At 47.4% G+C, this 23,836-nt stretch carries 20 protein-coding genes; 16 read left to right on the forward strand and 4 right to left on the reverse strand.

The annotated features are described in order from the left end of the window. Positions 1 to 79: 79 nt before the first annotated feature. Both KQY15_RS12140 and KQY15_RS12145 read left to right on the forward strand, forming a co-directional pair. Positions 80 to 937, forward strand: coding sequence for a 6-pyruvoyl trahydropterin synthase family protein (locus KQY15_RS12140; protein WP_217669506.1), 858 nt, complete (start codon positions 80 to 82; stop codon positions 935 to 937). Continuing rightward, complete coding sequence (locus KQY15_RS12145) at positions 900 to 1,715, forward strand: M23 family metallopeptidase (RefSeq protein WP_217669508.1); 816 nt, start codon at positions 900 to 902, stop codon at positions 1,713 to 1,715. Before KQY15_RS12140 ends, KQY15_RS12145 begins: the two co-directional genes overlap by 38 nt. Here KQY15_RS12145 and KQY15_RS12150 read toward each other — a convergent pair. Further along, on the reverse strand, positions 1,663 to 3,495 hold the full coding sequence (locus tag KQY15_RS12150) for a M61 family metallopeptidase (RefSeq protein ID WP_217669510.1): 1,833 nt from the start codon (positions 3,493 to 3,495) through the stop codon (positions 1,663 to 1,665). The two genes, KQY15_RS12145 and KQY15_RS12150, sit on opposite strands and share 53 nt — an antisense overlap. A gap of 161 nt (positions 3,496 to 3,656) precedes the next feature. Here KQY15_RS12150 and KQY15_RS12155 point away from each other — a divergent pair, with 161 nt between their 5' ends. The 3 genes from KQY15_RS12155 to KQY15_RS12165 all read left to right on the forward strand — a co-directional run bounded on the left by KQY15_RS12155 (position 3,657) and on the right by KQY15_RS12165 (position 6,089). Further along, complete coding sequence (locus KQY15_RS12155; RefSeq protein ID WP_217669512.1) at positions 3,657 to 4,073, forward strand: acyl-CoA thioesterase; 417 nt, start codon at positions 3,657 to 3,659, stop codon at positions 4,071 to 4,073. A 131-nt stretch (positions 4,074 to 4,204) separates the two neighbouring features. Next, on the forward strand, positions 4,205 to 5,299 hold the full coding sequence (locus KQY15_RS12160) for a sensor histidine kinase (RefSeq protein WP_308160246.1): 1,095 nt from the start codon (positions 4,205 to 4,207) through the stop codon (positions 5,297 to 5,299). After that, positions 5,271 to 6,089 (forward strand): LytR/AlgR family response regulator transcription factor, encoded by an 819-nt coding sequence (locus KQY15_RS12165; protein ID WP_217669516.1) that lies wholly within the window; start codon positions 5,271 to 5,273, stop codon positions 6,087 to 6,089. The genes KQY15_RS12160 and KQY15_RS12165 overlap by 29 nt, the downstream gene beginning before the upstream one ends. A 41-nt stretch (positions 6,090 to 6,130) precedes the next feature. Here KQY15_RS12165 and KQY15_RS12170 read toward each other — a convergent pair whose 3' ends face one another. Beyond that, positions 6,131 to 7,126 carry a 6-phosphofructokinase gene (locus KQY15_RS12170; protein ID WP_217669518.1) on the reverse strand — a complete coding sequence of 332 codons (996 nt, stop codon included), beginning with the start codon at positions 7,124 to 7,126 and terminating at the stop codon, positions 6,131 to 6,133. 170 nt (positions 7,127 to 7,296) lie between these two features. Here KQY15_RS12170 and KQY15_RS12175 point away from each other — a divergent pair, with 170 nt between their 5' ends. Further along, on the forward strand, positions 7,297 to 8,268 hold the full coding sequence (locus tag KQY15_RS12175) for a DMT family transporter (RefSeq protein ID WP_217669520.1): 972 nt from the start codon (positions 7,297 to 7,299) through the stop codon (positions 8,266 to 8,268). Positions 8,269 to 8,339: 71 nt separating this feature from the next. Here KQY15_RS12175 and pyk read toward each other — a convergent pair whose 3' ends face one another. Further along, positions 8,340 to 9,776: a pyruvate kinase gene (pyk, locus tag KQY15_RS12180; RefSeq protein ID WP_217669522.1), complete on the reverse strand. Its 1,437-nt coding sequence runs from the start codon at positions 9,774 to 9,776 to the stop codon at positions 8,340 to 8,342. Positions 9,777 to 9,915: 139 nt separating this feature from the next. Further along, complete coding sequence (locus tag KQY15_RS12185; RefSeq protein WP_019674299.1) at positions 9,916 to 10,773, reverse strand: MurR/RpiR family transcriptional regulator; 858 nt, start codon at positions 10,771 to 10,773, stop codon at positions 9,916 to 9,918. A 260-nt stretch (positions 10,774 to 11,033) separates the two neighbouring features. On the opposite strand from KQY15_RS12185, the gene zwf reads away from it, so the two are divergent. From zwf to KQY15_RS12235, 10 genes are all read left to right on the forward strand, one after another. After that, on the forward strand, positions 11,034 to 12,515 hold the full coding sequence (gene zwf, locus KQY15_RS12190; protein WP_217669524.1) for a glucose-6-phosphate dehydrogenase: 1,482 nt from the start codon (positions 11,034 to 11,036) through the stop codon (positions 12,513 to 12,515). Between the two features lie 19 nt (positions 12,516 to 12,534). Next, a complete protein-coding gene (gene pgl / locus KQY15_RS12195) occupies positions 12,535 to 13,224 on the forward strand; it encodes a 6-phosphogluconolactonase (RefSeq protein ID WP_217669526.1) in 690 nt (229 codons plus the stop codon). 10 nt (positions 13,225 to 13,234) lie between these two features. Beyond that, positions 13,235 to 15,067: a phosphogluconate dehydratase gene (gene edd, locus KQY15_RS12200; RefSeq protein WP_217669528.1), complete on the forward strand. Its 1,833-nt coding sequence runs from the start codon at positions 13,235 to 13,237 to the stop codon at positions 15,065 to 15,067. Continuing rightward, positions 15,060 to 16,031: a glucokinase gene (locus tag KQY15_RS12205; protein ID WP_217669529.1), complete on the forward strand. Its 972-nt coding sequence runs from the start codon at positions 15,060 to 15,062 to the stop codon at positions 16,029 to 16,031. Before edd ends, KQY15_RS12205 begins: the two co-directional genes overlap by 8 nt. A 3-nt stretch (positions 16,032 to 16,034) precedes the next feature. Then, positions 16,035 to 16,688: a bifunctional 4-hydroxy-2-oxoglutarate aldolase/2-dehydro-3-deoxy-phosphogluconate aldolase gene (locus KQY15_RS12210; protein ID WP_217669531.1), complete on the forward strand. Its 654-nt coding sequence runs from the start codon at positions 16,035 to 16,037 to the stop codon at positions 16,686 to 16,688. Positions 16,689 to 16,836: 148 nt separating this feature from the next. Next, on the forward strand, positions 16,837 to 18,426 hold the full coding sequence (locus tag KQY15_RS12215; protein ID WP_217669533.1) for an ABC-F family ATPase: 1,590 nt from the start codon (positions 16,837 to 16,839) through the stop codon (positions 18,424 to 18,426). A 153-nt stretch (positions 18,427 to 18,579) separates the two neighbouring features. Continuing rightward, complete coding sequence (locus tag KQY15_RS12220; RefSeq protein WP_217669535.1) at positions 18,580 to 19,047, forward strand: Dps family protein; 468 nt, start codon at positions 18,580 to 18,582, stop codon at positions 19,045 to 19,047. A 204-nt stretch (positions 19,048 to 19,251) separates the two neighbouring features. Further along, on the forward strand, positions 19,252 to 20,097 hold the full coding sequence (locus KQY15_RS12225; protein WP_217669537.1) for an HDOD domain-containing protein: 846 nt from the start codon (positions 19,252 to 19,254) through the stop codon (positions 20,095 to 20,097). Between the two features lie 57 nt (positions 20,098 to 20,154). Then, the gene (locus tag KQY15_RS12230; RefSeq protein WP_217669539.1) at positions 20,155 to 21,849 is read left to right on the forward strand and encodes an NAD-dependent malic enzyme; all 1,695 of its coding nucleotides are present in this window, start codon (positions 20,155 to 20,157) and stop codon (positions 21,847 to 21,849) included. A 111-nt stretch (positions 21,850 to 21,960) separates the two neighbouring features. Continuing rightward, positions 21,961 to 23,832, forward strand: coding sequence for a DUF885 domain-containing protein (locus KQY15_RS12235; protein WP_217669541.1), 1,872 nt, complete (start codon positions 21,961 to 21,963; stop codon positions 23,830 to 23,832). Positions 23,833 to 23,836 lie beyond the last annotated feature (4 nt).

A 23,836-nucleotide genomic window follows, 5' to 3' on the forward strand; every position in this document is an offset into this window, starting at 1 on the left:
CTGAAGCTGGGCTCTTACTGCAACAGCGCTGAACAGGTATACTACACGCAGCCGCAATTGCTTTAGCCTGGACATTCTGATGATCTTATTCGTAAATTCGTTAACCGTAATTGATTTTTCTTACCTGGACCTGCAACGAGGCATGGTGGGAGAGAGCTATATTGTCGATGCAGAGTTGCATGGCAGTCTAGATGACACGGCCATGGTGTTCGATTTTGCCAGGGTGAAAAAAGTCATTAAGCAGGCAATTGACCAGCTGGTTGACCACAAGCTTGCGTTACCGTCACATTGCAGTGCACTTAGTCTGACAACTGAGCCGGCGTCCACAGTGGTTCATTATAACAGTTTACGCGGCACAATCAGCCTGGCATCACCCGCTGAAGCCTTTGCCGCTATTCCTACCCACCAGATTAATGAGCAGAGCGTTAGTCTGTATCTGGAACAATGCATTAAGCCTTTGCTTCCGGCTAATGTTGAATGCCTGAAGTTATCACTGCGTGCTGAAGCAAGTACCGGATTTTATTATCACTACAGTCATGGTTTAAAAAAGCATGATGGCAATTGCCAGCGCATTGCCCACGGCCATCGCTCCACAATTCAGATATATACAGATGGTATGTTGTCGCCACGACTGAATAAAATGTGGAGTGAGCGGTGGCAGGATTGCTATCTTGGAACTGCAGCAGATTTATGTGATGCAACAGCGTTGCAGGTTCTGAGCGGACAGCCTGACGCACATTGTTTTCGCTATCAGGCAAGCCAGGGCTGGTTCGAATTAGTTATTCCCGAAAGTCATTGTGATATTTTACCTTGTGATACCACAGTAGAATGTCTGGCAGATTATATCGCAGGTGAACTTAAGGCGATTGATAACACTAAAAACTATAAGGTGGTAGCCTATGAAGGTGTGGCAAAGGGCGCTATTGCTAAGTGCTAGTTTACTGGTATCGCTTAATTCAACGGCAAACACAGACATTATTCTTGATGGTGAGTTAACTCAGGGAAGTCTGATCAGGGGGCAGGCTCCGGCCGGTTCCCAGGTGTTTTTCAATGAGCAGCCAATTAAAGTTTCAGCATCTGGCCAGTTTGTGTTTGGGATTGGTCGCGATGCCGCTTTGCAGCATCAACTGACAGTCATAACCGCTGACGGTAGCCGCCAGGCGTTGCCACTTACCTTTAGCCGTCGTGAGTATGATATCCAGCGCATAACCGGGGTGGCACAAAAATACGTGACGCCGCCGGCCGAGGTATCTGAGCGGATCCGGAACGATAACCGGAAAGTGGCCGCGGTTCGTAAAACCCTGTCAGATAAGACCGCAATTTTTGCTGAACCTGTGTTACCGGCTAAAGGCAGGATATCCGGTGTGTACGGCAGCCAGCGGGTATTTAATGGTGAACCGCGTAACCCGCATTACGGGCTTGATATTGCCGCTCCGGTTGGTGCGCCAGTGTTAGCGCCATGGGATGGTGAGGTATTGCTGGCTGAAGATTTATATTATTCAGGGCTGACACTGATTATTGATCACGGCATGGGAGTAACGTCTACTCTTATGCACTTACATGCAATAAACGTTAAGCCAGGGCAGCAGGTAAAACAGGGTGAAACTATTGCCGAAGTAGGGGCCACTGGCAGGGTAACCGGCCCCCATCTCGACTGGCGGATTAACTGGTTGCAGGAGCGGCTTGATCCGCAGTTGCTGCTGGCGGAAGAATAACGCCACACTGTAACCATTGGCTGGCTTTTTTGCAGTCAGTAAACCGCAGGACTGCGACTGTCGCGGCAGCGGTTCTGATGGGCAGCCGCAATGTTAATAAGCGGTCTTTACGGTAGATGGTCAGTATTTGTTCTGTATCAGACGGTAACCGTCGCAACAGCTGCGGCAGGCTTTGTTCGGTAATTCTCCTGCCGGCAAGTGCCAGCAGCTGATCACCCACTATCAGGCCGGCCTGATGAGCTGTACCGCCATCAATCACCTGGCTAATCGTAACTAAACCTTGTTGTACTTTTGTCGCCGCAGCCAGATAAGCAGGTAAGTTAGCTGGCGGATTAGATTCAGCAGGGCCACCAAGATCATTGTGATCGGTTGCCGGTCGAAAACTGAGTTCAAGCCCTAGCTGTGTTGCGGCCTGCTGCAATGGCAACGGTTCACTCTGGCTTACCCAGTTACGTGCTGCGACAGCCAGATTTTCAAAACCCAACGCATTCAGGCTGGTGAACAGGCTATTGTCATCGGTACCTGTTTCCAGATAGTGTTGATACATATATTGACATAGCTGTTGCAATGAGCTGCCTTGCTGGCGCAGCCCAGCGTCCAGGCAAAATGCCAGTAATGCCCCTTTAGCATAATAACTGACCACCGCATTAATTGCGTTTTCATCCTGTTTATAAAACTTTGTCCAGGCATTAAAACTACTGTCAGCAAGACTTTGTAAATTTTCTGACGGGCTGCGTGTCACCCGGCTGATCACTTTTTCCAATGTTGTCAGGTAGCACTCTGGACTGATTAAACCCGCCTGAACCAATGCTAAATCATCAAAATACGACGTAAAACCTTCATATAACCATAACTGTTTTGTATATTGCTCTGCGGCTAGCTGATATGGCTTAAACTCAGTTGGCATTAACCGCTTTACCCACCAGCTATGAAAATATTCATGGCTGCACAGTGCCAGCAACTGCTGATAGTTATCATCAGGTTGCGTGATGTTAGCAGCAGGTAAATCATAACGATTGCAAAGTAACAGGGTGGAAAATTTATGCTCAAGCCCGCCATAACCCTGATCTGTTACCCACAGTAAGAACCAGTATTGGTTTAAATCTGCCGGCAGTGTGCCGAAAACTTCACTTTGTTGCTGGCATATCTTTTGTAAATCATCTTTAAATCGCGGCAAATCGGCAAGATTGTCACCGGTAACCACCAAATAGTGCGGTATATCATTTATTTGAAACTGCTGCAGATTAAAAATGCCAGCTAGCATCGGGCTGTCAATTAAGCTGGCGTAGTCAGCCGCCTGGTAACAGCCAAAACCTAAAACAGTGGTATTGTTGACCGGCGTCAACGAAGTGGCCAGCCGCCAGTTGGTTGCTGTTTCTGCCTCAGGTTTAGGAACTAAAACGTGTTGTGGTACAGCCTCAAGGTCGCTTACAGACAGACACAGTGCCGCCGGGTTTAATACGGCTAACTCATCATCCACATAGGCTGCCCGCACAGACAAATCAAATGCATAAACCTGATAAACCACCGTTACCGGCAGGTCGCGGCAATTAAGTTGCCAGCTTTGTTTATCCATTTGTAGCAACGGCAACGGGCCAGATGAGTCTGAGGCGGTAATTTTCAGCAGATGTTTAGCGAAGTCTCTTATCATATAGCTGCCAGGGATCCAGGCTGGCATGTTCAGTTGATGAATACGCTTTGCCGGCATAAAGTTGATTGTCACTTCAATCCGGTGCAGGGCGATATCCTGTATTTTCAACTGGTAACTAACTAGATCCATAAAGTCCTCATTGCAGTTATTATGATAATAAGCGTTGTGGTAGCAGTTGTTTCATGCAGAGAAAATACCGATGAATAGTGCAGGGCTGTTATAATAGCGCAAAGAATGCTGTTATCTGCAGCATTGTCATAATTCGTAATGCATTTTCAAGTGAGTAGCTTATGTCAAATACCCCACCCAGTGAAGCCCTTATTGCCAAAAGAACAGCCCATGCCGTTACCCGGGTAACCAAAACGGTATTCCCGGGCCGCACCAACCATCACAATACCTTATTTGGTGGTGAAGCTTTGGCCTGGATGGACGAAGCAGCTTTCATTGCTGCTACCCGGTTTTGCCGCAAGCCGTTGGTAACGGTATGTTCAGATCGGGTCGATTTTAAAGAGTCTATTCCTGCAGGGACCATTATTGAACTGGTAGCAAGAATTGAGCACGTAGGGCGGACCAGTATTAAAGTTCACGTCGATATTTTTGTTGAAAACATGTACAACGACGACCAGCACAAAGCGATATCCGGTAACTTTACCTTTGTTGCATTGGATGCAAATCGCAAACCTACTCCGGTACTGGCAGATTTCTGATAGTTGGTTGCTGAGCGCGCTGCCTAATTGCGATTAATGTCTGCTGAAATCAGTTTAAGCGGCAAGGTTTTAACCTTGATGTTAGTTATACTCTGCGAAGCGCAATAACACGGAATTTTATCTTGTACAAAGTGTTTGAAGATCGTAACCGGCAGTTCTGGATCCTGCACACCCTGGGCTGGCTTGGATTTGCCATCGTTAATTACCTTGGTTCACTGGTTCAGGAAACCCGTGATGCTTATATTATCGTCGTTGCATTAGATGCCTACGTAGGCTGGCTGATCACCATTCCATTACGCTATTTGTATCAGCGCATCTGGTTCTGGCAACCTTGGCGCATGATTTTGTTGGTTTTATTGCTGGCATTACTGATCGCGGCAATATGGACCAGCGTAAGAAACTTTAACTACTGGGAAATATATCGTCATGGCTACCGTCCTGATGACTGGTTGTTATATATAAGAGACACGCCGGTGGCGTTTTATGTGATGCTTAGCTGGAGTGGTTTGTATTTTGGAATTAAATATTACCAAACACTGCAGCTTGAAAAACAGAAATCGTTAACTGCAACTAATAAGGCACATGAAGCCCAATTAAAAATGCTGCGTTATCAGCTTAATCCGCATTTTCTCTTTAACACCTTGAATGCCATTTCAACGCTGGTGTTAATTAATGAAACTGACACAGCAAACAAAATGGTAACCAGGCTCAGTGACTTTTTGCGTTACTCACTTTATAAAGATCCGATTAACCGGGTACCGTTAGAGCAGGAATTGTATGCAGCTAAGTTATATCTGGAAATTGAAAAAGTTCGCTTTTCGGAACGGCTGACGGTAAATTTCGACATTGAGCAGGGCACGGAGCGGGCTTTGGTACCCAGCTTAATTTTGCAGCCGTTAATCGAAAATGCCATTAAATATGCAGTTGCCAGCCAGGTGGACGGCGGTGAAATTACCATTACCGCCAAAAAATTTGGCCATGATTTACTGCTTGAGGTGTCAGATGATGGCCCCGGTATGCCTATAAGTGACGGCATACCTAAAAACAGCGCCAGTGGAGTGGGTTTAGTGAATACTAAAGAGCGCCTGGCAGCCTTGTATGATAACGATTTTGCCCTGGTGCTGACACACAATGAGCCAGAGGGGCTGAAAGTTAATATCCGGATCCCATTACAGTTAGAGCAATTGGAAACAAACCATGTTGAAGGTAATAGTAGTAGACGATGAGCCTCTGGCTCGCAAAGGTATGCTGGTAAGACTGGCTGCTTTTGCTGAGCTGGACGTTGTTGCCCAGTGCAGCAACGGTGATGAGGCGGTAAGCCGCATTCTTGAGTTAAAGCCTGACGTGGTATTTCTGGATGTTGAAATGCCGGGTATGGATGGTTTTGCAGTACTGAAAAACCTGCAACAAAAACAAGCAGAGTTGCCCTATATCGTGTTTGTCACTGCTTATGATCACTATGCATTTAACGCTTTTGAAGTTAACGCCCTGGATTATGTGTTAAAACCGGTTGAATCAGAACGCCTGCAAGCAGCTGTTGCTAAAGTACTTAAATTCCACTCAGCAGCTGATAGTCAGAAGCACAAAGACAAACTTGCCGCAGCGGTTGCAAAACTTACCGGCGATGAAACTGGCGATATTTTGCAGCGTCTGGATAAATCTGAGCCGGTGGTGAATGATCGTTTTCCGGAAGCAATTAGTATCAAAGACAGCGGTGAAATAACCCGGGTACCGGTTGCTGAGATAGACTGGGTTGATGCCGCTGGTGACTATATGTGTATTCATACCAAAGACGGCCAGACTCATATTTTACGCCGGACTATGAAAGAGTTGGAGCAGGAACTTGACCCAAGATTATTTGTCCGGGTACATCGTTCTGCAATCGTAAACGTCAATACTATTGCTAAATTGCAGATGCTGACTAATGGTGAGCATCAACTGATGCTGACCAATGGCCAGGCTGTTAAGGTAAGCCGAAGCTACAAAGACCGGGTAAAACAGGTATTCAGCCATTAACGGCCTCGCACACGACAATAAAATCGGATGATGCAGGCAGCCTAGTAGCTGCCTATTTGCTGTTGCCAGCGCACTAAAAAAGGGTCTATTGCTTTAGCTTTGTCACCGGTTTTTGCTAATGGATACAAGCAGGCCTCGCCGTTTACTTCACCCGCCATTACCAGAGTTGCACCGTGCATTAATTGCTCTACAGCAAAAGCCCCCAGTTTTGTTGCAAGAATACGGTCGGCACCTACCGGGCTGCCACCCCGTTGAATATGGCCCAGAATACAGGCCCGACATTCAATACCTATTGCCTTTGTTAAAGCTTCAGCTAATGAAGTTGCGCCTCCCGGATAGCTGTTTTCTGCCACAACAATTAAATAGCTGGATTTACCTTTTAACAGCTGAGCATGCTGAATAGGTTTGATAATGGGCCTTAGATTATCAGGATTGAGCTGTCCAAACTCCGGACAGATAATTTGCTCAGCCCCCCCGGCAATGCCGGCAGCCAGACTGATATACCCACTATGGCGCCCCATAAGCTCCACCAGGAAAATTCGTTCAAAGGCATCAGCCGTATCGCGTATTTTATCAATGGCGTCCAGCGCAGTGTCAATTGCTGTGGCAAAACCAATGGTGCGGTCAGTCCCATCGACATCATTATCAATTGTGCCTGGCACCCCGATAAGCTGACCATCGTAAAAGTTACTGATAGCCATAGCCCCGCGAAAACTGCCGTCACCGCCGATCACGATAAGTGCATCGATGTCCAGTTGCTTTAATGCATCGGCTGCCTCTGCTGGCCCATTGGCTTGCTGCAAGGCAGGGCAGCGGGCACTTTTTAAAATGGTGCCGCCACGCTGGATAATATTATCAACATGCATAGCATGCAGCGTTTGATACTCCTGTTCCAGCAAGCCATTAAAACCATGTTTAAAGCCGATAACTTCAATGTTGCAGGCTGAGGCTGTCAGCACAATGGCCCGGATACAGGCATTCATTCCCGGGGCGTCACCACCAGAGGTAAGCACCGCAAGTCGTTTAATTCTAGTCATTATGAGTTCCGAAACTAAAAGTGTTAGCTTAAGTACAGTATAGTTTCTGAACGGATGAAACACTTGATTTGTCGCAAACTATGCTAAATGACAAGACAGCTTGACCGTAAATAAGTGACAATGGCACTGCCTGAACGACTCGTTAATCCTGTTTAAGGAATTTTTGCTGTATGCATCAAATTACCGGTAAAAGTGTTATTGGTTTGCTGTTAGCGTTAACAACCGCCATTTTATGGGGCATGTTACCTATAGCACTTAAAATTGTGCTTGATGTGCTGTCGGCCAATACGATTACTGCTATCCGTTTTCTGGCAGCGGCTGTTATCGTTGGACTCTGGCTCGCTGCCAGAGGGAAGTTACCAGTTACAAAATTACTGTTACAGCCAAAAATAGCGCTATTGATGCTGATAGCTGTCGTCGGTTTGTTATCAAATTATATAATGTATTTAAGTGGCTTAAACTATCTAACTGCCGAAACCGGACAAGTTGTTATTCAGTTGGCGCCTTTTCTGATGATGCTGGGGGGCATTGTCATATTTAAAGAAAAACTATTGTTATGGCAGAAAATAGGGGCGCTAACCTTAGTAGCTGGTTTATTGTTGTTTTTTAATGAGCGTTTAATCCAGTTAGTTATGCAGGCGGGTTCAGAGACAAAAGGTGTTCTGCTGGTCATTGCCGCTGCTATTACCTGGGCCGCTTATGCGCTGGCCCAAAAACAGCTGTTGGTTAACTACAGTTCTAAACAAATTATGTATTTATTGTATGTCGCCGGAACCGTCTGCTTTATTCCGGTTTCTGATTTTATGCCCTTACTGACAATGAGCTACTTACACTGGGCATTATTAGTATTCTGCTGCCTGAATACCGTTGTTGCTTATGGTGCATTTGCAGAGGCCTTACATCACTGGGAGGCCTCTAAAGTCAGCGCTGTACTGGCGGTAACGCCTTTATTTACTATTTTATTCGCTAATATTACTGGCAGTGTCTTCCCCGATTATCTGCAAGCACAGCAGCTTAATTTATGGTCGTGGCTTGGTGCTTTACTGGTGGTAACGGGCTCTGTATTAACTGCATTAGCACCACAGTTTGTTGAATACCGGGCAGCCAGAAGGGTTAGAAAATTACAACGCGACGTTTACTAGTACACTGCAGTAACAAAAAAGGGCCTCAGGCCCTTTTTTTGTTACTGCTTATTGTTCAGGTGCTGATAACGTTATTTCACCTGAACAATTTTGCAGGTATTTGACGCACCAATTGTCTCCATTGCATCACCATGGGTCATAATAACCAGGTCGCCCGCTTTCAGGCCGGCCTGTTTACGGATGGCCTCTATAGCCGCATCGGCCAGTGACTGTGCAGATTGGGCTGTGCTGTCAAAAAATGCCGGATAAACACCCCGGTACAACGCCATTTTATTCAATGTTTTGTCATGCCGGGAAAGCGCATAGATTGGTTGCGGTGAGGTTATCCGCGACATTAACTTAGCGGTATAGCCCGATTCAGTTAAGGCAATAATCGCTTTAATATCAGCTAAATGGTTCGCTGCGTACATGGCGGAAAGTGCTATAGTTTCACTGATTTCTGTAAATGCGACATCCATCCGGTGTTTGGAAATCTGCACACTTGGATGTTTTTCAGCACCATCACATACCCGGGCCATAGCTTTGACAGTCTCAGTCGGATATTTACCTGCTGCTGTTTCTGCAGACAACATAACCGCATCGGTTCCATCCAGCACAGCATTAGCCACATCCATAACTTCGGCACGGGTTGGCATCGGACTTTCTATCATGCTTTCCATCATTTGGGTTGCCGTTATCACAACCCGATTCAGCTGCCTTGAACGGGCAATTATCCTTTTTTGCTGACCAACCAGTTCTGCGTCGCCAATTTCCACCCCAAGATCACCCCGGGCGACCATCACTGCGTCTGATGCCCGAATGATGTCATCTAATGTTTCGTTATCAGCAACCGCTTCGGCCCGCTCAATTTTTGCCATTAAACGTGCTTCAGAGCCGGCAGCTTTTGCCAGTTCACGGGCAAGGCGCATGTCATCACCGCTGCGGGGAAAGGACACCGCCAGGAAATCGACATCAATTTGTGCCGCAGTAATAATATCCGCTTTATCTTTGTCGGTAAGGGCAGGGGCGGTTAAGCCTCCTCCCTGCCGGTTAATACCTTTGTTGTTACTTAATTTGCCGCCGACTGTAACTTTGGTATAAACACGGACATCTTCTACCCGCTCAACCTGTAACTGAATACGGCCATCGTCCAGCAACAATAAATCACCAGTGCTGACATCCTGAGGCAGCGCTTTGTAGTCAATACCAACCTGATGATGATCACCTTCACCTTTTGCCAGACTGGCATCAAGCACAAACTGCTGGCCTTCAGCTAACAAAACCGCGCCTTCTTTAAAAGTGGACACCCTGATTTTAGGTCCTTGCAAATCACCTAAAATGGCAACATGGGCGCCAAGTTTAGTTGCTGCTGCGCGCACCATAGCAGCACGTTCCCGGTGATCATCTGCACTACCATGCGAGAAGTTTAGCCTGAACACACTTGCGCCGGCACTGATGAGCTTTTCGATTGATTGCTGGGTACTGGTGGCGGGGCCGAGGGTTGCGACTATTTTAGTTCTTCTTGGCATCAGATGCTCCTGCTGTTAAACGCGGACGTTACATGACATTAAGTGTAATGTAATTTTATTACAGAATACAGCGGCAATATTGATAAAAGCGACAGGTTGGTGCAGTTGCAGCAACCTGAATAACGAAATACAACATAATTTAATTAGCGAAATCTTTCTTTTCAAAGCGGGAGCCACGCAGACTGTCTTTGACTTTTTTCAGGTTTTCCCGGAATTTACTGCCACGACGTAACGTAAAGCCCGTTGCCAGAATATCAATTAAAACCAGCTGGGCAACCCTGGAGGCCATCGGCATATACATATCGGTATCTTCTGGTACGTCCAATGACAATACTAACGTGCACTCACGGGCCAACGGGCTGTCATAAGCGGTGATACCGATTACTGTTGCATCATTTTCCCGGGCAATGGCGGCAATATCACACAGGTTTTTGGTGCGGCCGGTATGGCTGATACACACCACGACATCACCGTCAGAACTGTTAATAGCCGACATACGTTGCATCACAATGTCATCAAAACAGACCACCGGCACATTGAAACGAAAAAATTTATTCTGCGCATCATGTGCCACCGATGCTGAGGCGCCTAATCCGAAAAATGATATTTTTTTAGCCTGAGTCAATACATCGACTGCCCGGTTGATGGTATTAATATCGACACGCTGGCGGGCCGTATCCAGCGCGGCCATGGTAGATTCAAAAATTTTGGCCGTGTACGCTTCAGGGCCATCTTCTTCTTCTACGTGCCGGTTAACATACGGCGTGCCGTTAGCCAGGCTTTGTGCTAGATGCAGCTTAAAATCAGGAAAGCCTTTGGTATCAAGGCGGCGACAGAAACGGTTAACAGTAGGTTCGCTGACATCCGCCATTTTGGCCAGCGCTGCTATACTACTGTGTATAGTAATCTGTGGATTAGCCAGAATAACATCGGCAACCTTACGCTCAGACTTGCTGAAGCTGGTAACACTACTTACGATTTTTTCCAGTACGTTCATCCGCTAATTCCTGATCTTAAAAGTTGTTAAGGTGGCAAAGGTTGTTGCAGCTCTGGTTATCCATCAGGGCAGCCTTCAAAACAGTATTAAATTTACCACAAAACTGTAATTCAATTGCTAAGGCTGCCTTAATATGTAAGATTAGTCAAAATATAAGTTATTATGTAATTTAATTACATCAAATTGGGTTTACAGCGCTTTTTTAGCGCGTTAGTATGCGCTAAGTGTTGTAAAATTACGTATTATTGCAAGGGTCAGATATGACAACAACAGCACAAAACAGCCAGAATAACGCCTGCGATTTAATTTTATTCGGCACTAAAGGTGATTTAGCGAGGCGTAAGCTTCTGCCGGCGTTATATCAACTGGAGAAAGCTGGCTTGCTTGCTGAGGACTCCCGGATTATTGGGGTAGCCCGCGATGCAATGGATACCAACGGCTATCTTGAGATGGTAAAGACCAATCTCAATACCTTTCTAAAAAAGGAAACGCTGGATGAACAGGTGTGGCAGCAACTTGCCGCAAGGTTGCTGTATGTTCAGCTTGATTTAACGCAGACCAGTGATTACGAGAAATTAGGCAAACTGGTCGATGCCGCTAAAAGAACACCTGTCAGCTATTTTGCGACACCTCCCGCGCTATTCGGTGATCTTTGTAAAGGCCTGGCTGCAGCAGGATTAGCCGCAGAACCATCCAGGGTTGTGCTGGAAAAACCAATAGGCCACGATTTAGCCTCTTCGGTGGTCATAAATGATCAGGTTGCTGAACATTTTAAAGAGTGTCAGATCTACCGGATTGACCACTATCTTGGCAAAGAAACCGTGCTGAATTTACTTGCCCTGCGTTTTGCTAACGCTATTTTCGCTTCGAACTGGGACCACAATGCTATAGACCATGTTCAGATCACTGTTGCTGAAGAGGTCGGGGTTGAAGGGCGCTGGAGTTACTATGATGATGCCGGTCAGATGCGTGACATGGTGCAAAATCATTTGTTACAGGTGTTGTCACTAATAGCGATGGAACCACCAGCCAGACTTGATGCTGACAGTATCCGTGATGAAAAACTAAAGGTTTTAAAAGCACTGCGCCGTATTGATAGCAGCAATGTCCAGGAAAAAACGGTGCGAGGGCAATATGCCAGCGGTTTTGTCGGTGGTAAACAGGTGCCGGGTTACCTGGAAGAAGACGGCGCCCGGGCAGGCAGTCGCACTGAAACCTTCGTCGCAATCAAAGTGGATATCGATAACTGGCGCTGGGCCGGTGTGCCTTTTTACCTGCGAACCGGTAAGCGCATGCCGAAAAAGCATAGTGAGGTGGTGATTTGTTTTAAACCACAACCTCATAATATCTTTCATGAAACCTATAATGAATTGCCAGCCAATAAACTGATTATTCGGTTGCAACCCGATGAAGGGGTTGAAGTCCAGGTAATGAACAAGATCCCGGGCCTTGGCGAGCATATGCGCCTGCAGCAGAGTAAGCTAGATTTAAGTTTCGATGAAACCTTTAAATCTCAACGGATAGCTGATGCTTATGAAAGATTATTACTCGAAGCCATGCTGGGCAATCAGTATCTGTTTGTCCGTCGAGACGAAGTAGAACAGGCCTGGCAGTGGGTTGACGGCATTCTGAATGCCTGGAAAAACAATAACGAACCAGCCAAAACCTATCAGGCAGGTACCTGGGGGCCTGTTGCGTCAATTTCGATGCTGGCACGCGATGAACGGAACTGGGACGAATAAAAAGAGTAGGCGGTAATAAATGCAACTTCATCAATATGCCGATACACAGGCGCTTAATAACGATTTTAGCGCGCGGCTGATTAACCTGCTGCAAGAAGCAATTACCCAGCGTGGCCATGCCTACCTGGTGGTATCTGGAGGCAGGACACCTACAGCGCTGTTTAATGCCTTGTCTGAGTCAGAACTGGCCTGGCAAAACGTTACCGTGTTACTGGCGGACGAGCGTTTTGTTCCGCCGGATTCACCGGATAGTAACGAGCGGCTGGTTAAAGCAAATTTATTAAAAGCAAAAGCGGCAAAAGCCACGTTTATCAGTTTATATGCATCTGCCGCTACCGCAGAGCAGGCTATTGCTGAGGTGCTGCCGCGCATTGCACCTTTACCGGCTTTTGACGCCGTTATCCTGGGTATGGGCGAAGATGGCCACACCGCATCCCTGTTTCCATGTAGTGCTGAACTTAGCAAGGGCCTGGCAGCTGACGCTCCTGCTGTGCTGGCAGTGAATCCAACTACAGCACCGCATCAGCGTATTTCCCTCAGCTTGCCACGGTTACTGAATACCAGGCATTTATTTATTCATCTGGTGGGTCAGAGCAAGCTTGAGGTGCTTAATAAAGCTCAAGCCGGAACCGATGTAACCAGTATGCCAGTACGGGCTGTAATGCAGCAGCCCGATGTTGATGTGGCCGTTATGTACGCCGCCAATTAGAGGACGAGTTATGAATCCTGTTATCCAACGGGTCACCGATCGCATTATTGCCCGCAGCAGCAAAAGCCGGGCTATTTATCTGGCGCGGGTTGATGAAGCGGGCCAAAACGGACCACATCGGGGCGTACTGAGTTGTGGCAATCTGGCGCACGGTTTTGCTGCTTGTAATAAACAAGACAAAGCCGATTTACGCAGTCTGACCAAAGCAAATATCGGTATCGTGTCATCATACAATGACATGTTGTCAGCGCATCAGCCTTACGAAACATACCCTGCAATAATCAAACAAGCGGTAAATGAAGTCGGCAGCGTAGCGCAATTTGCTGGTGGCGTGCCAGCCATGTGTGACGGTGTTACTCAGGGTCAGCCTGGAATGGAATTAAGTTTACTGAGTCGCGATATCATTGCGATGTCAGCAGCAGTTGGTTTGTCGCACAATATGTTTGATGGCGGCCTGATGCTGGGAATTTGTGACAAAATCGTGCCAGGCCTGCTGATGGCGGCATTAAGTTTTGGTCATTTGCCCTTTGTATTCATACCGGCAGGGCCTATGCCATCAGGTATTCCTAATAAAGAAAAAGCCCGGGTTCGCCAGTTGTTTGCGGAAGGCAAAGTAGGTAAAGAAGAGTTACTGGAGGCGGAGTCAGCCTCTTATCATTCTGCAGGTACCTGTACTTTTTACGGCACGGCTAATTCTAATCAACTGGTGGTGGAAATGATGGGGCTGCATTTACCCGGCTCGTCGTTTGTTAACCCCGGAAGTGCACTCCGGGACGAACTAACTAAAGCTGCAGCTCGCCAGGTTACTCGTTTAACTCAGCTTGGCGATAATTACCTGCCCATAGGCAAGCTGGTTGATGCCAAAGCCATTGTTAACGGTATAGTAGGCCTGCTGGCAACGGGGGGTTCTACCAATCACACCATGCATCTGGTTGCTGTGGCAAGAGCGGCTGGTTTTATTGTCAACTGGGACGATTTTGCCGAATTATCTGCCGCCACACCGTTATTAACCCGGATATACCCCAATGGCCAGGCAGACATTAATCATTTTCAGCATGCTGGTGGTATGGCGCTCCTGATCCGTGAATTACTGGATGCCGGTTTATTACACGAGGACGTGCAAACCATCGCTGGCCCGGGTCTGCGTCGCTATACCCAACAGCCTTTGCTAAAGGATGGCAAGCTGCACTGGGTAGATGCACCTGAGCAATCGCTGGACTCAGATGTTCTGGCGACTGTGGCTAAACCATTTAAGAGTCATGGTGGACTTGAAGTGTTGTCTGGTAATATTGGCCGGGCCATACTTAAAACATCCGCTTTACGCGATGGCACTGAAGTTATCAAAGCGCCTGCAGTGGTATTTCACAGCCAGCATGAACTGGATGCTGCATTTAAAGCCGGTGAGCTAAATAAAGACTGTATCGTGGTTGTCCGCTTTCAGGGGCCCAAAGCCTGTGGCATGCCAGAGCTGCATAAACTGACGCCGCCACTTGGTGTGTTGCAGGATAAAGGATTTAAAGTGGCACTGGTTACTGACGGCCGGATGTCCGGTGCCTCAGGTAAAGTGCCGGCGGCAATTCATGTTACCCCGGAAGCATTAGACGGCGGCGCCATTAGTAGGATACAGACCGGTGACATGATGCTGGTTGATGGAAACACCGGGAAACTGGAAGTATTGGTCGATGAGGCTGAGTTTAACGCCAGAGCACCGGCCAAAAGCGATCTGAGTCATAACTACTATGGTATGGGCCGGGAGATGTTCGGCGCTATGCGAAACCAGTTAAGTGGCGCAGAGCAGGGGGCTTGTAGCCTGTTTGTTACCGAGGAGCACCTACATGGCTAAATCGGTCGACTACGCTATTGTTGCCGATATTGGTGGCACGAATGCCCGGTTCAGCCGGGTCAATTTAGCCACTCTCACGCTCGACAACGTTGCGGTTTTCCCCTGTGCCACTTTTGCCAGCCTGGCCGATGCATTGCAACATTATCAACAACAGCAGCAACTTACTGAGCTTAAGCACGTTGCTATTGCTATTGCTTGTCCGGTTACCGGTGATGAAATCAGTATGACTAACTTTCACTGGCATTTTTCAGTCAGCGCAATGCAGCGTCAGTTGGGCCTGGAGCGGCTGCTGGTAATGAATGACTTTACCGCCGTTGCCATGTCGTTGCCGGCGCTTGGCGCAAACGACAAAGTACAGCTGGGCCAGGGTAGCGCGAGGCAAAACCAGCCGATGGCTGTGCTGGGTGCCGGTACCGGCTTGGGTGTGGCTCATCTGGTGAGTATTGCTGATAAATTTATCCCGCTTCCGGGGGAAGGGGGCCATGTAGACTGGGCAGCACAAACTGAACAGGAATGGTTTATTCAACAGGTACTGACTAAAGAATATGGTCACGTATCGCCCGAGCGCCTGTTATCCGGGCCTGGGCTGGAAGCAATATACCGGGCATTGGCGTTGTACCGGCGATTAGATGTTGCGCCGCTGTCTGCCGGTGAAATTGGCAGTCAGGCGCTGGCAGGAAGCTCTGAGCTGGCCACCGCTACAGTGGCACAGTTTTTTGCCAGCCTTGGCAGTGTAGCCGGAGATTTAGCGCTGACACTCAGTACCTTTGGTGGCGTGTATGTTGCCGGTGGTATAGCGCCAAAATTACTGCCATTAATGGCAGCAAGTGAATTCAGAACCCGTTTTGAAGCAAAAGGCCGGTTTAGCGCGTTTAATCGCCAGATCGCCACATATATCGTGACTGCCCCGCAACCAGGTTTACTTGGTGCGGCAGTTTACTTAAAACAATCATTGGCGAGTTAACGTATGGCATTTGAAAATTGGCAGCTGCAACCAGCTGAGTTATTTGCACAAGGTGCAGTAGTTCCGGTTATTGTAATTAAAGATCTGGCTGACGCCGTACCAATGGCAGAAGCCTTACTGGCCGGAGGGATCCGGGTGCTGGAAGTAACTTTACGCACCCCGGTGGCGCTTGACGCCATTAAATTGCTCGCTGAACAGGTTCCCGAGGCTATCGTTGGTGCCGGCACAGTGACCACTGCAGCACAATTGCAGCAAGTGATTGCCGCCGGAGCTAAGTTTGCGATCAGCCCTGGCCTGACCCGGGAATTATTGCAGGCAGGCAAAGATTCTGTCATTCCGCTAATTCCGGGTATTGCCAGTATCTCTGAACTGATGGAAGGCACCGGCCTGGGTTATACCCATTTTAAATTCTTCCCGGCAGAAGCTGCCGGTGGGGTTAAAACCTTAAAATCGATTCATGGTCCGTTCTCTGACATTCGGTTTTGCCCGACCGGTGGCATTAATGAAAACAATTACCTGGAGTATCTGGCGTTGCCAAATGTCAGTTGTGTCGGTGGCTCCTGGATTGTACCGGATCAGGCTGTCAGCAATAAAGACTGGCTAAAAATTACTGAGTTAACCCGCACTGCCGTTGCTGTCGCAGCCCAGACTCGCTGAGCGCGGGTAAAAACGCGTAACACCGCACGCCAACGCATATCAACCCTATTTAAAGCCGGCATTCACGCCGGTTTTTTTGAATTTGCCGCATAAAGCGCGTATAGTGGCGCACCTTTTTCATCCAGTACAATCTGTAGCGGACCTTTTAGTGATCTCAACTGCCAATATTACTATGCAATTCGGCGCCAAGCCGTTATTTGAAAACATTTCTATAAAGTTCGGTGAAGGTAACCGTTATGGTCTTATCGGGGCTAATGGTTGCGGAAAATCGACTTTTATGAAGATCCTCAGTCGTGAACTGGAACCTACCTCCGGTAATGTTTCCGTTGAACCCAACCATCGTGTTGCGAAATTGCATCAGGATCAGTTCGCGTTTGAACAGTATTCAGTTATTGATACCGTGATTATGGGCCACACTGAGTTGTGGGCAGTGAAAGAAGAACGCGACCGCATATACGCCAGCAGTGAGATGAGCGAAGAAGACGGGATGAAAGTAGCCGATCTGGAAGTCGCATTTGGTGAAATGGATGGCTACACCGCAGAATCCCGTGCCGGCGAGTTACTGATTGGCGTTGGCATTCCGGTTGAGCAGCATTTTGGCCCGATGTCAGCGATTGCCCCGGGCTTTAAGCTTCGGGTGTTACTGGCTCAGGTTTTATTTGCTGACCCGGAAATTATGCTGCTGGATGAGCCTACCAACAACCTGGATATCAATACTATTCGCTGGTTGGAAAACGTGCTGGCTGAGCGCAACAGCACCATGGTTATTATTTCGCACGACCGGCATTTTCTAAACAGTGTCTGTACCCATATGGCTGATCTTGATTACGGCGAATTACGTCTGTACCCGGGAAATTACGACGAATACATGTTCGCAGCCACCCAGGCGCGTGAGCGGCTGCTGTCGGACAATGCCAAGAAAAAAGCGCAGATAGCTGAACTGCAAACCTTCGTCAGCCGCTTTTCGGCCAATGCGTCTAAAGCCAAACAGGCGACATCCCGGGCCAAACAGATTGATAAAATACAGCTGGAGGAAGTTAAAGCCTCCAGTCGGGTTAACCCGTTTATCCGCTTTGAACAGCAAAAGCAGCTATACCGGTTGGCACTGGAAGTTGAAGGTCTGAACAAAGGTTTTGCCGAGCTACAGCTATTGAAAAACCTTAATATGACCATTGAAGTTGGTGAAAAAGTAGCGATTTTGGGAGCCAATGGTATCGGTAAGTCGACATTACTTAAATGTCTGATAGGGGACTTAACGCCGGAATCCGGTACTGTTAAATGGTCAGAAAATGCCAAAATTGGCTATTACGCCCAGGATCATGCCCATGAATTTGCAGAAGCCATGACCTTGTTCGACTGGATGAGTCAATGGAAACAACCATCAGATGACGAACAGGCCATCCGCGGTATTCTTGGCCGGCTGCTGTTTTCTCAGGATGAAATTAAAAAATCAGTTAAGGTGTTATCGGGTGGTGAAAAAGGCAGAATGCTGTTTGGTAAACTGATGCTGCAACGACCAAATATACTGGTGATGGATGAACCCACTAACCACCTTGATATGGAATCTATTGAATCGTTAAATATGGCGTTGGAACATTATAAAGGCACGCTGATTTTCGTCAGTCATGACCGGGAATTTGTGTCATCACTTGCCAGCCGGATTATTGAAATCACCGGCCAGGATGTCCGCAATTTTGTTGGCACGTATGAAGAATATTTAACGGCACAAGCCAGTTAATCCTTAATAAACGCGCGTTTGAGCAGCAGCCGGTAGCGCATAAGTACTACCGGCTTGTTTTTTTCATTATTACCCCCATGTCCTTGTTATAACACCATGTTTAAATTTATGGTTGAGTTTTGACAGCCCGTAATTGAATCAGGAGACGGTAATATGAAAGTTAACATCGGTATTGATGAAAACGAACGTAAAGCGATTTGTGAAGGCCTGGCAGTATTACTTGCCGATACTTATACCCTGTATCTGAAAACGCATAATTACCATTGGAACGTTACCGGCCCGATGTTTCAGACGCTGCATACCCTGTTTGAAACACAGTACATAGAGCTGGCGGAAGCCGTTGATGTTATTGCAGAGCGGATCCGGGCGCTGGGTGAGTTTGCGCCGGGCTCTTACAAAGAGTTCGCTAAACTGACCAGTATTAAAGAAGCAGATGGTATTCCGACAGCCGAAGACATGATTAAAGATCTGGTTAAAGGTCAGGAAGCCATTGCCAAAACAGCGCGTTCTATCGTGCCGGTGGCAGACAAGGCGTCTGATGAAGTTAGCCTGGATTTACTCACCCAACGCATGACAGTGCATGAAAAAACCGCCTGGATGCTACGCAGCCTGGTGGCATAATATCCGGCACTGGTTTTTTTCACTAAAAAGCAGCGTTAAATCGCTGCTTTTTTATGCATATTACCGTGAAAACAGCTTTTCCTGGCAGCGGTGGCAAAAAGTACTAAGTTTTTCCGGCAAAAACTTGTAAAATCAGCGCCAGCAGTAACACTTAAAAGCATCAGATGCTGTAAGTGCTGATAGAGCCAACCGGAGATGTCCCCGATGAACGCCTTGCAATATGCGCAAAATGCTGTCGAGTTATTTGCTTTTCCTGATAGCTATATTCGCGTTAAAGAATTAATGGAGTCGGATACCGCCAGTCTGGACGACATTGCCGAGGTTATTCTGCTTGACCCGGTCCTGACCTCCAAATTATTAAAATTGGCTAACAGCGCAGTTTATAGATTGCCGTATCAGGTTGAGTCAGTCAGTAAGGCACTGCTGGTGCTTGGTAAAGCTCAGCTTTATAATCTGGTGGTCAGCATTGCTGTCAGCTCAGCCTGCAGCAAACTCAGTTCAAGCTCAATTGATTTAGAACGATTCTGGGAGCAGAGTATTAATGCTGCCCTGATTGGCAAATACCTGGCAAATTTCTGTGGTTTGCGACAGCCTGATCGGCTTTACGTCTCTGGCTTACTTCACAATATTGGTGAGCTGGTGGTAATGCAACAAGCGCCAGATAGCGCGGCACAGTGTCAGCAGTATTCAGTTGATATTAAACCCTGGCAATTACAGCAAACAGTCCTGGGGTTTACCTATGCCGCCTGCGGTGCAGAATTGCTTAATTTATGGCAGTTACCCGATAGTATTGTTGAGCCGCTGGCACGGCAACACAGTACCCAGTTTAATGTATCAGAGCCAGACGTGTTGATAAGCTATCTGACCGTGCGGCTTGCCCTTGCTAATCAACACCCGGATCTTTACAGCATTAAAACCCTGGTCGACCCTTTTGTACTTGAACTACTTCACCTTGAGCAAGCCGACTTAATTAAGGCGATCGACTTTTGCAATACTGAAGGGTTATTTATCCTGTCTGTTCTGAACCCTCGTATCAGTACTATTTATTGATCCTGTCTGTTAACGGCACTGGACAACAGTGCCGGCGCTATTATTTGGAATATTGTTATGTCTGAAACAAAAGTAAAAGCTTCTTTGTATACCGCTTATTCCGGCTCTGCACTACTGGAAACACCGCTACTTAACAAAGGTAGTGCTTTTAGTAAGGAAGAGCGGGCCGCCTTTAACCTGACAGGGCTGTTACCTCCACGCTTTGAAAGTATTGAAGAGCAGGTTAGCCGCGCTTATATGCAATATAAAAGTTTTGATACGGCAATTAACAAACATATTTATCTGCGGGCAATTCAGGATAACAATGAAACTTTGTTTTACCGTCTGGTACAGCAACACCTGGAAGAAATGATCCCGATAATCTACACGCCAACCGTTGGCGATGCCTGCGAGCAGTTTTCCGATATTTATCGCAGTGCCCGTGGTTTATTTATCAGTTATGAAGATCGCTATAATCTGGATGATGTACTGCGCAACGCCACCAAAGCAAAAGTAAAAGTGATAGTGGTCACCGACGGTGAACGCGTTTTGGGGCTGGGCGATCAGGGCATCGGCGGCATGGGAATTTCTATTGGAAAGCTGTCGCTTTACACGGCGTGTGGTGGTATCAGCCCAGCCTATACGTTGCCGGTTATGCTTGATGTAGGAACCAATAACGAAAAATTGTTAAAAGATCCAATGTACATGGGGCTACGACACAAGCGGGTAGGCCAGGACGACTACAACGAATTTGTTGAACTGTTTATTAAAGCGGTAAAAAGGCGCTGGCCGGAGGCAATAATTCAGTTTGAAGATTTTGCCCAGCCCAACGCCATGCCTTTGTTGCAACGTTATCGTGATCAGATCTGCTGTTTTAACGATGATATTCAGGGTACCGCTGCGGTTACTGTCGGCACCTTGCTCGCAGCGTGTTTAAGCAAAGGCGTTAAGCTTAGTAGCCAGAAAGTTGTCTTTGTCGGAGCCGGCTCTGCCGGCTGTGGTATTGCTGAGCAAGTGATAAGCCAGATGGTGGCAGAAGGCATTAGCGAGCAGCAGGCCCGCCAGCAAATTTACATGATTGACCGCTTTGGCTTGCTTACTGACAGCATGAATGAATTACGTGACTTTCAACAGGCATTAACGCAAAGCGCATCAGCTTTAGCTGACTGGAATTACAGCGGAGACTATCCAAGCTTGCTGGATGTGATGCATTGTGCCACCCCGGACATTCTGATAGGGGTTTCCGGCCAGGCCGGCCTGTTTACCGAACAAATTATTCGCGCCATGAAAAAAGGCTGTTCTAAACCCATTATTTTTCCATTAAGTAATCCGTCGCGTCAGGTAGAAGCAACCCCCGAGCAAGTCATTGCCTGGACCGAAGGTGAGGTTATTGTTGCCACTGGTAGTCCGTTTCCGGCAGTAGAGTATCAGGGCAAAACGCATCATATTGCTCAGTGCAACAACAGCTATATTTTCCCTGGTATCGGCTTGGGTGTTATTGCCGTTAAAGCCCGGTTAATCAGTGACGAAATGCTGCGCGCAGCAAGTAAAACACTGGCTGCCACCTCGCCGTTAGCGAATACCGGTAAGGGCAGTTTACTGCCTCCTTTTACAGCGTTGGCGGAGCTGAGTAAAAAAATAGCGTTTGCCGTCGCCAAGGTGGCGCAGCAACAGGGATTGGCTCTGGAAATTGATGACAATGTGTTGCAACAACGAATTGACGACAATTTCTGGAAGCCGCAATACCGTCATTATAAACGGGTCAGCGGATAACAAACTGCCGTTAGCATTTAACGGATAAACCTTGTTACATTTCGTACTTAGACTATGTTCTTTATTAACGGTACGCTAAGGATTATCTTCGCCCGTTAATAAGGAACTGTAATGCGCAAATCATTGTTATATATTGCTGTCACCGCCATTTTGGCCGGTTGTAGTCCAGCCCCTGAAAATACCACAAATAATTCAGCTGATAACCCGGCTTCAACTCAGGCTGCAGTTTCTGCGCCCTCCACCACAGAGCGATTAAACCAGTGGTTTGAACAAAAGTATGAGCAGCAATTACAGCAAAGCCCATTGCAGATGACCTTTTTGGGTAGAAAAGATAAATATGATCAAATTGACGATGTTACTATCGCCGCAGAAGAGCAGCAACTGGCCTGGCTGGCAGCAAGTGTTGCTGAACTGAAAGCTAATTTTAACTACGATGAACTTGATCTTGAAGCGCAGACATCTTACGACGTCTGGGTGTACCAATATGAAATGGCGCAAGCCGGTAAAGCATTCAGAACCAACAATTATGTGTTCACCCAGATGCAGGGTATCCATGCTTTACTGCCGCAAATTCTTATCAACTTTCATAAAGTTGATAATGCAGAGGATATGCAGGCCTACGTAACACGAATTGAAGGGATCAGTAAAGCGATTACCGATTTGCTACAGCGGGCACAGCAAAATGCAGAACAAGGGGTAAGGCCACCACGCTTTGCCTATGAAGGTGTTATGCAACAGCTTGATAATTTGCTGGCCGGCGCACCTTTAACGGAGTCAGAGCAGGATATTCCGCTATGGGCTGACACCAAGGCTAAAATCAGCAGCCTGATTGCTGCCGACAAACTCAGCGACGAGCAGGCAGCACAACTAAGCAATGACGCCAAGGTGGCACTCGAGCAATATTTCCAGCCCGCATATAGTGGCCTGAAACAATGGCTGCAGGCCGACATTGAAAATACCGATACCATTGCTACTGGCGTTGGTAAACAAGTTAACGGTAAAGCCTATTATGATCATCAGCTGAAAGTCTCAACGACTACGGAGTTAACGGCTGAACAAATTCATCAGATAGGTTTAGACGAAGTAGAGCGCCTGACGGCCGAGATGACAGCAATAAAAAATCAAGTCGGTTTTCCGGGAGATCTGCAGGAGTTTTTCAAGTTTATAAAAAAAGATGATCAGTTTTACTATCCGGATACAGATGCCGGACGTCAGGCATATATTGATGACTCACAGCAATATCTGGATTTTATAAACAGCCGCTTACCGGATTTTTTTGGCACCTTACCCAAGGCAGGTCTTGTGGTAAAAAGGGTAGAACCGTTCAGAGAGCAGCCCGGTGCTGCCCAGCATTACTTCCCGGGCACTCCGGATGGCAGCAGACCAGGGGTATATTATGCCCATTTATCGGATATGCGTTCTATGCCGAAAAATGAAATGGAAGCCATTGCTTATCATGAAGGCAGCCCGGGCCATCATATGCAAATTTCAATTGCTCAGGAGTCGACGTCAGTCCCAACTTTCCGCACTCAGGCGCGGTTTACTGCGTATTCTGAAGGCTGGGCGTTATACTCTGAATTGCTGGCTAAAGAAATGGGAGCCTATCAAAACCCGTATTCAGATTTTGGTCGTCTGATCACCGAAATGTGGCGGGCAGTGCGACTGGTTGTTGATACCGGCTTACATAGTAAGGGCTGGACTGAGCAGCAAGCCATCGACTATTTTCTGGCAAAAACCCCCATTGCTGAGGGGGCTGTGCTGTCAGAAGTGCGGCGTTACATTGTAATGCCAGGCCAGGCTACGGCCTATAAAATTGGCATGCTGAAAATTCAGGAGCTGCGCCATTATGCAGAGCAGCAACTGGGGGATCAGTTTGATATCAGAGCCTTTCACGACACCATTTTAACCGGTGGTGCGCTGCCACTAAGTGTGCTGGAGCGCAGGGTTAAAAACTGGGTTAATCAGCAAAAAAGCACTGTCTGATATA

Source organism: Arsukibacterium indicum, assembly GCF_019100565.1.
Classification (GTDB): Bacteria; Pseudomonadota; Gammaproteobacteria; order Enterobacterales; family Alteromonadaceae; genus Alishewanella; species Alishewanella indicum.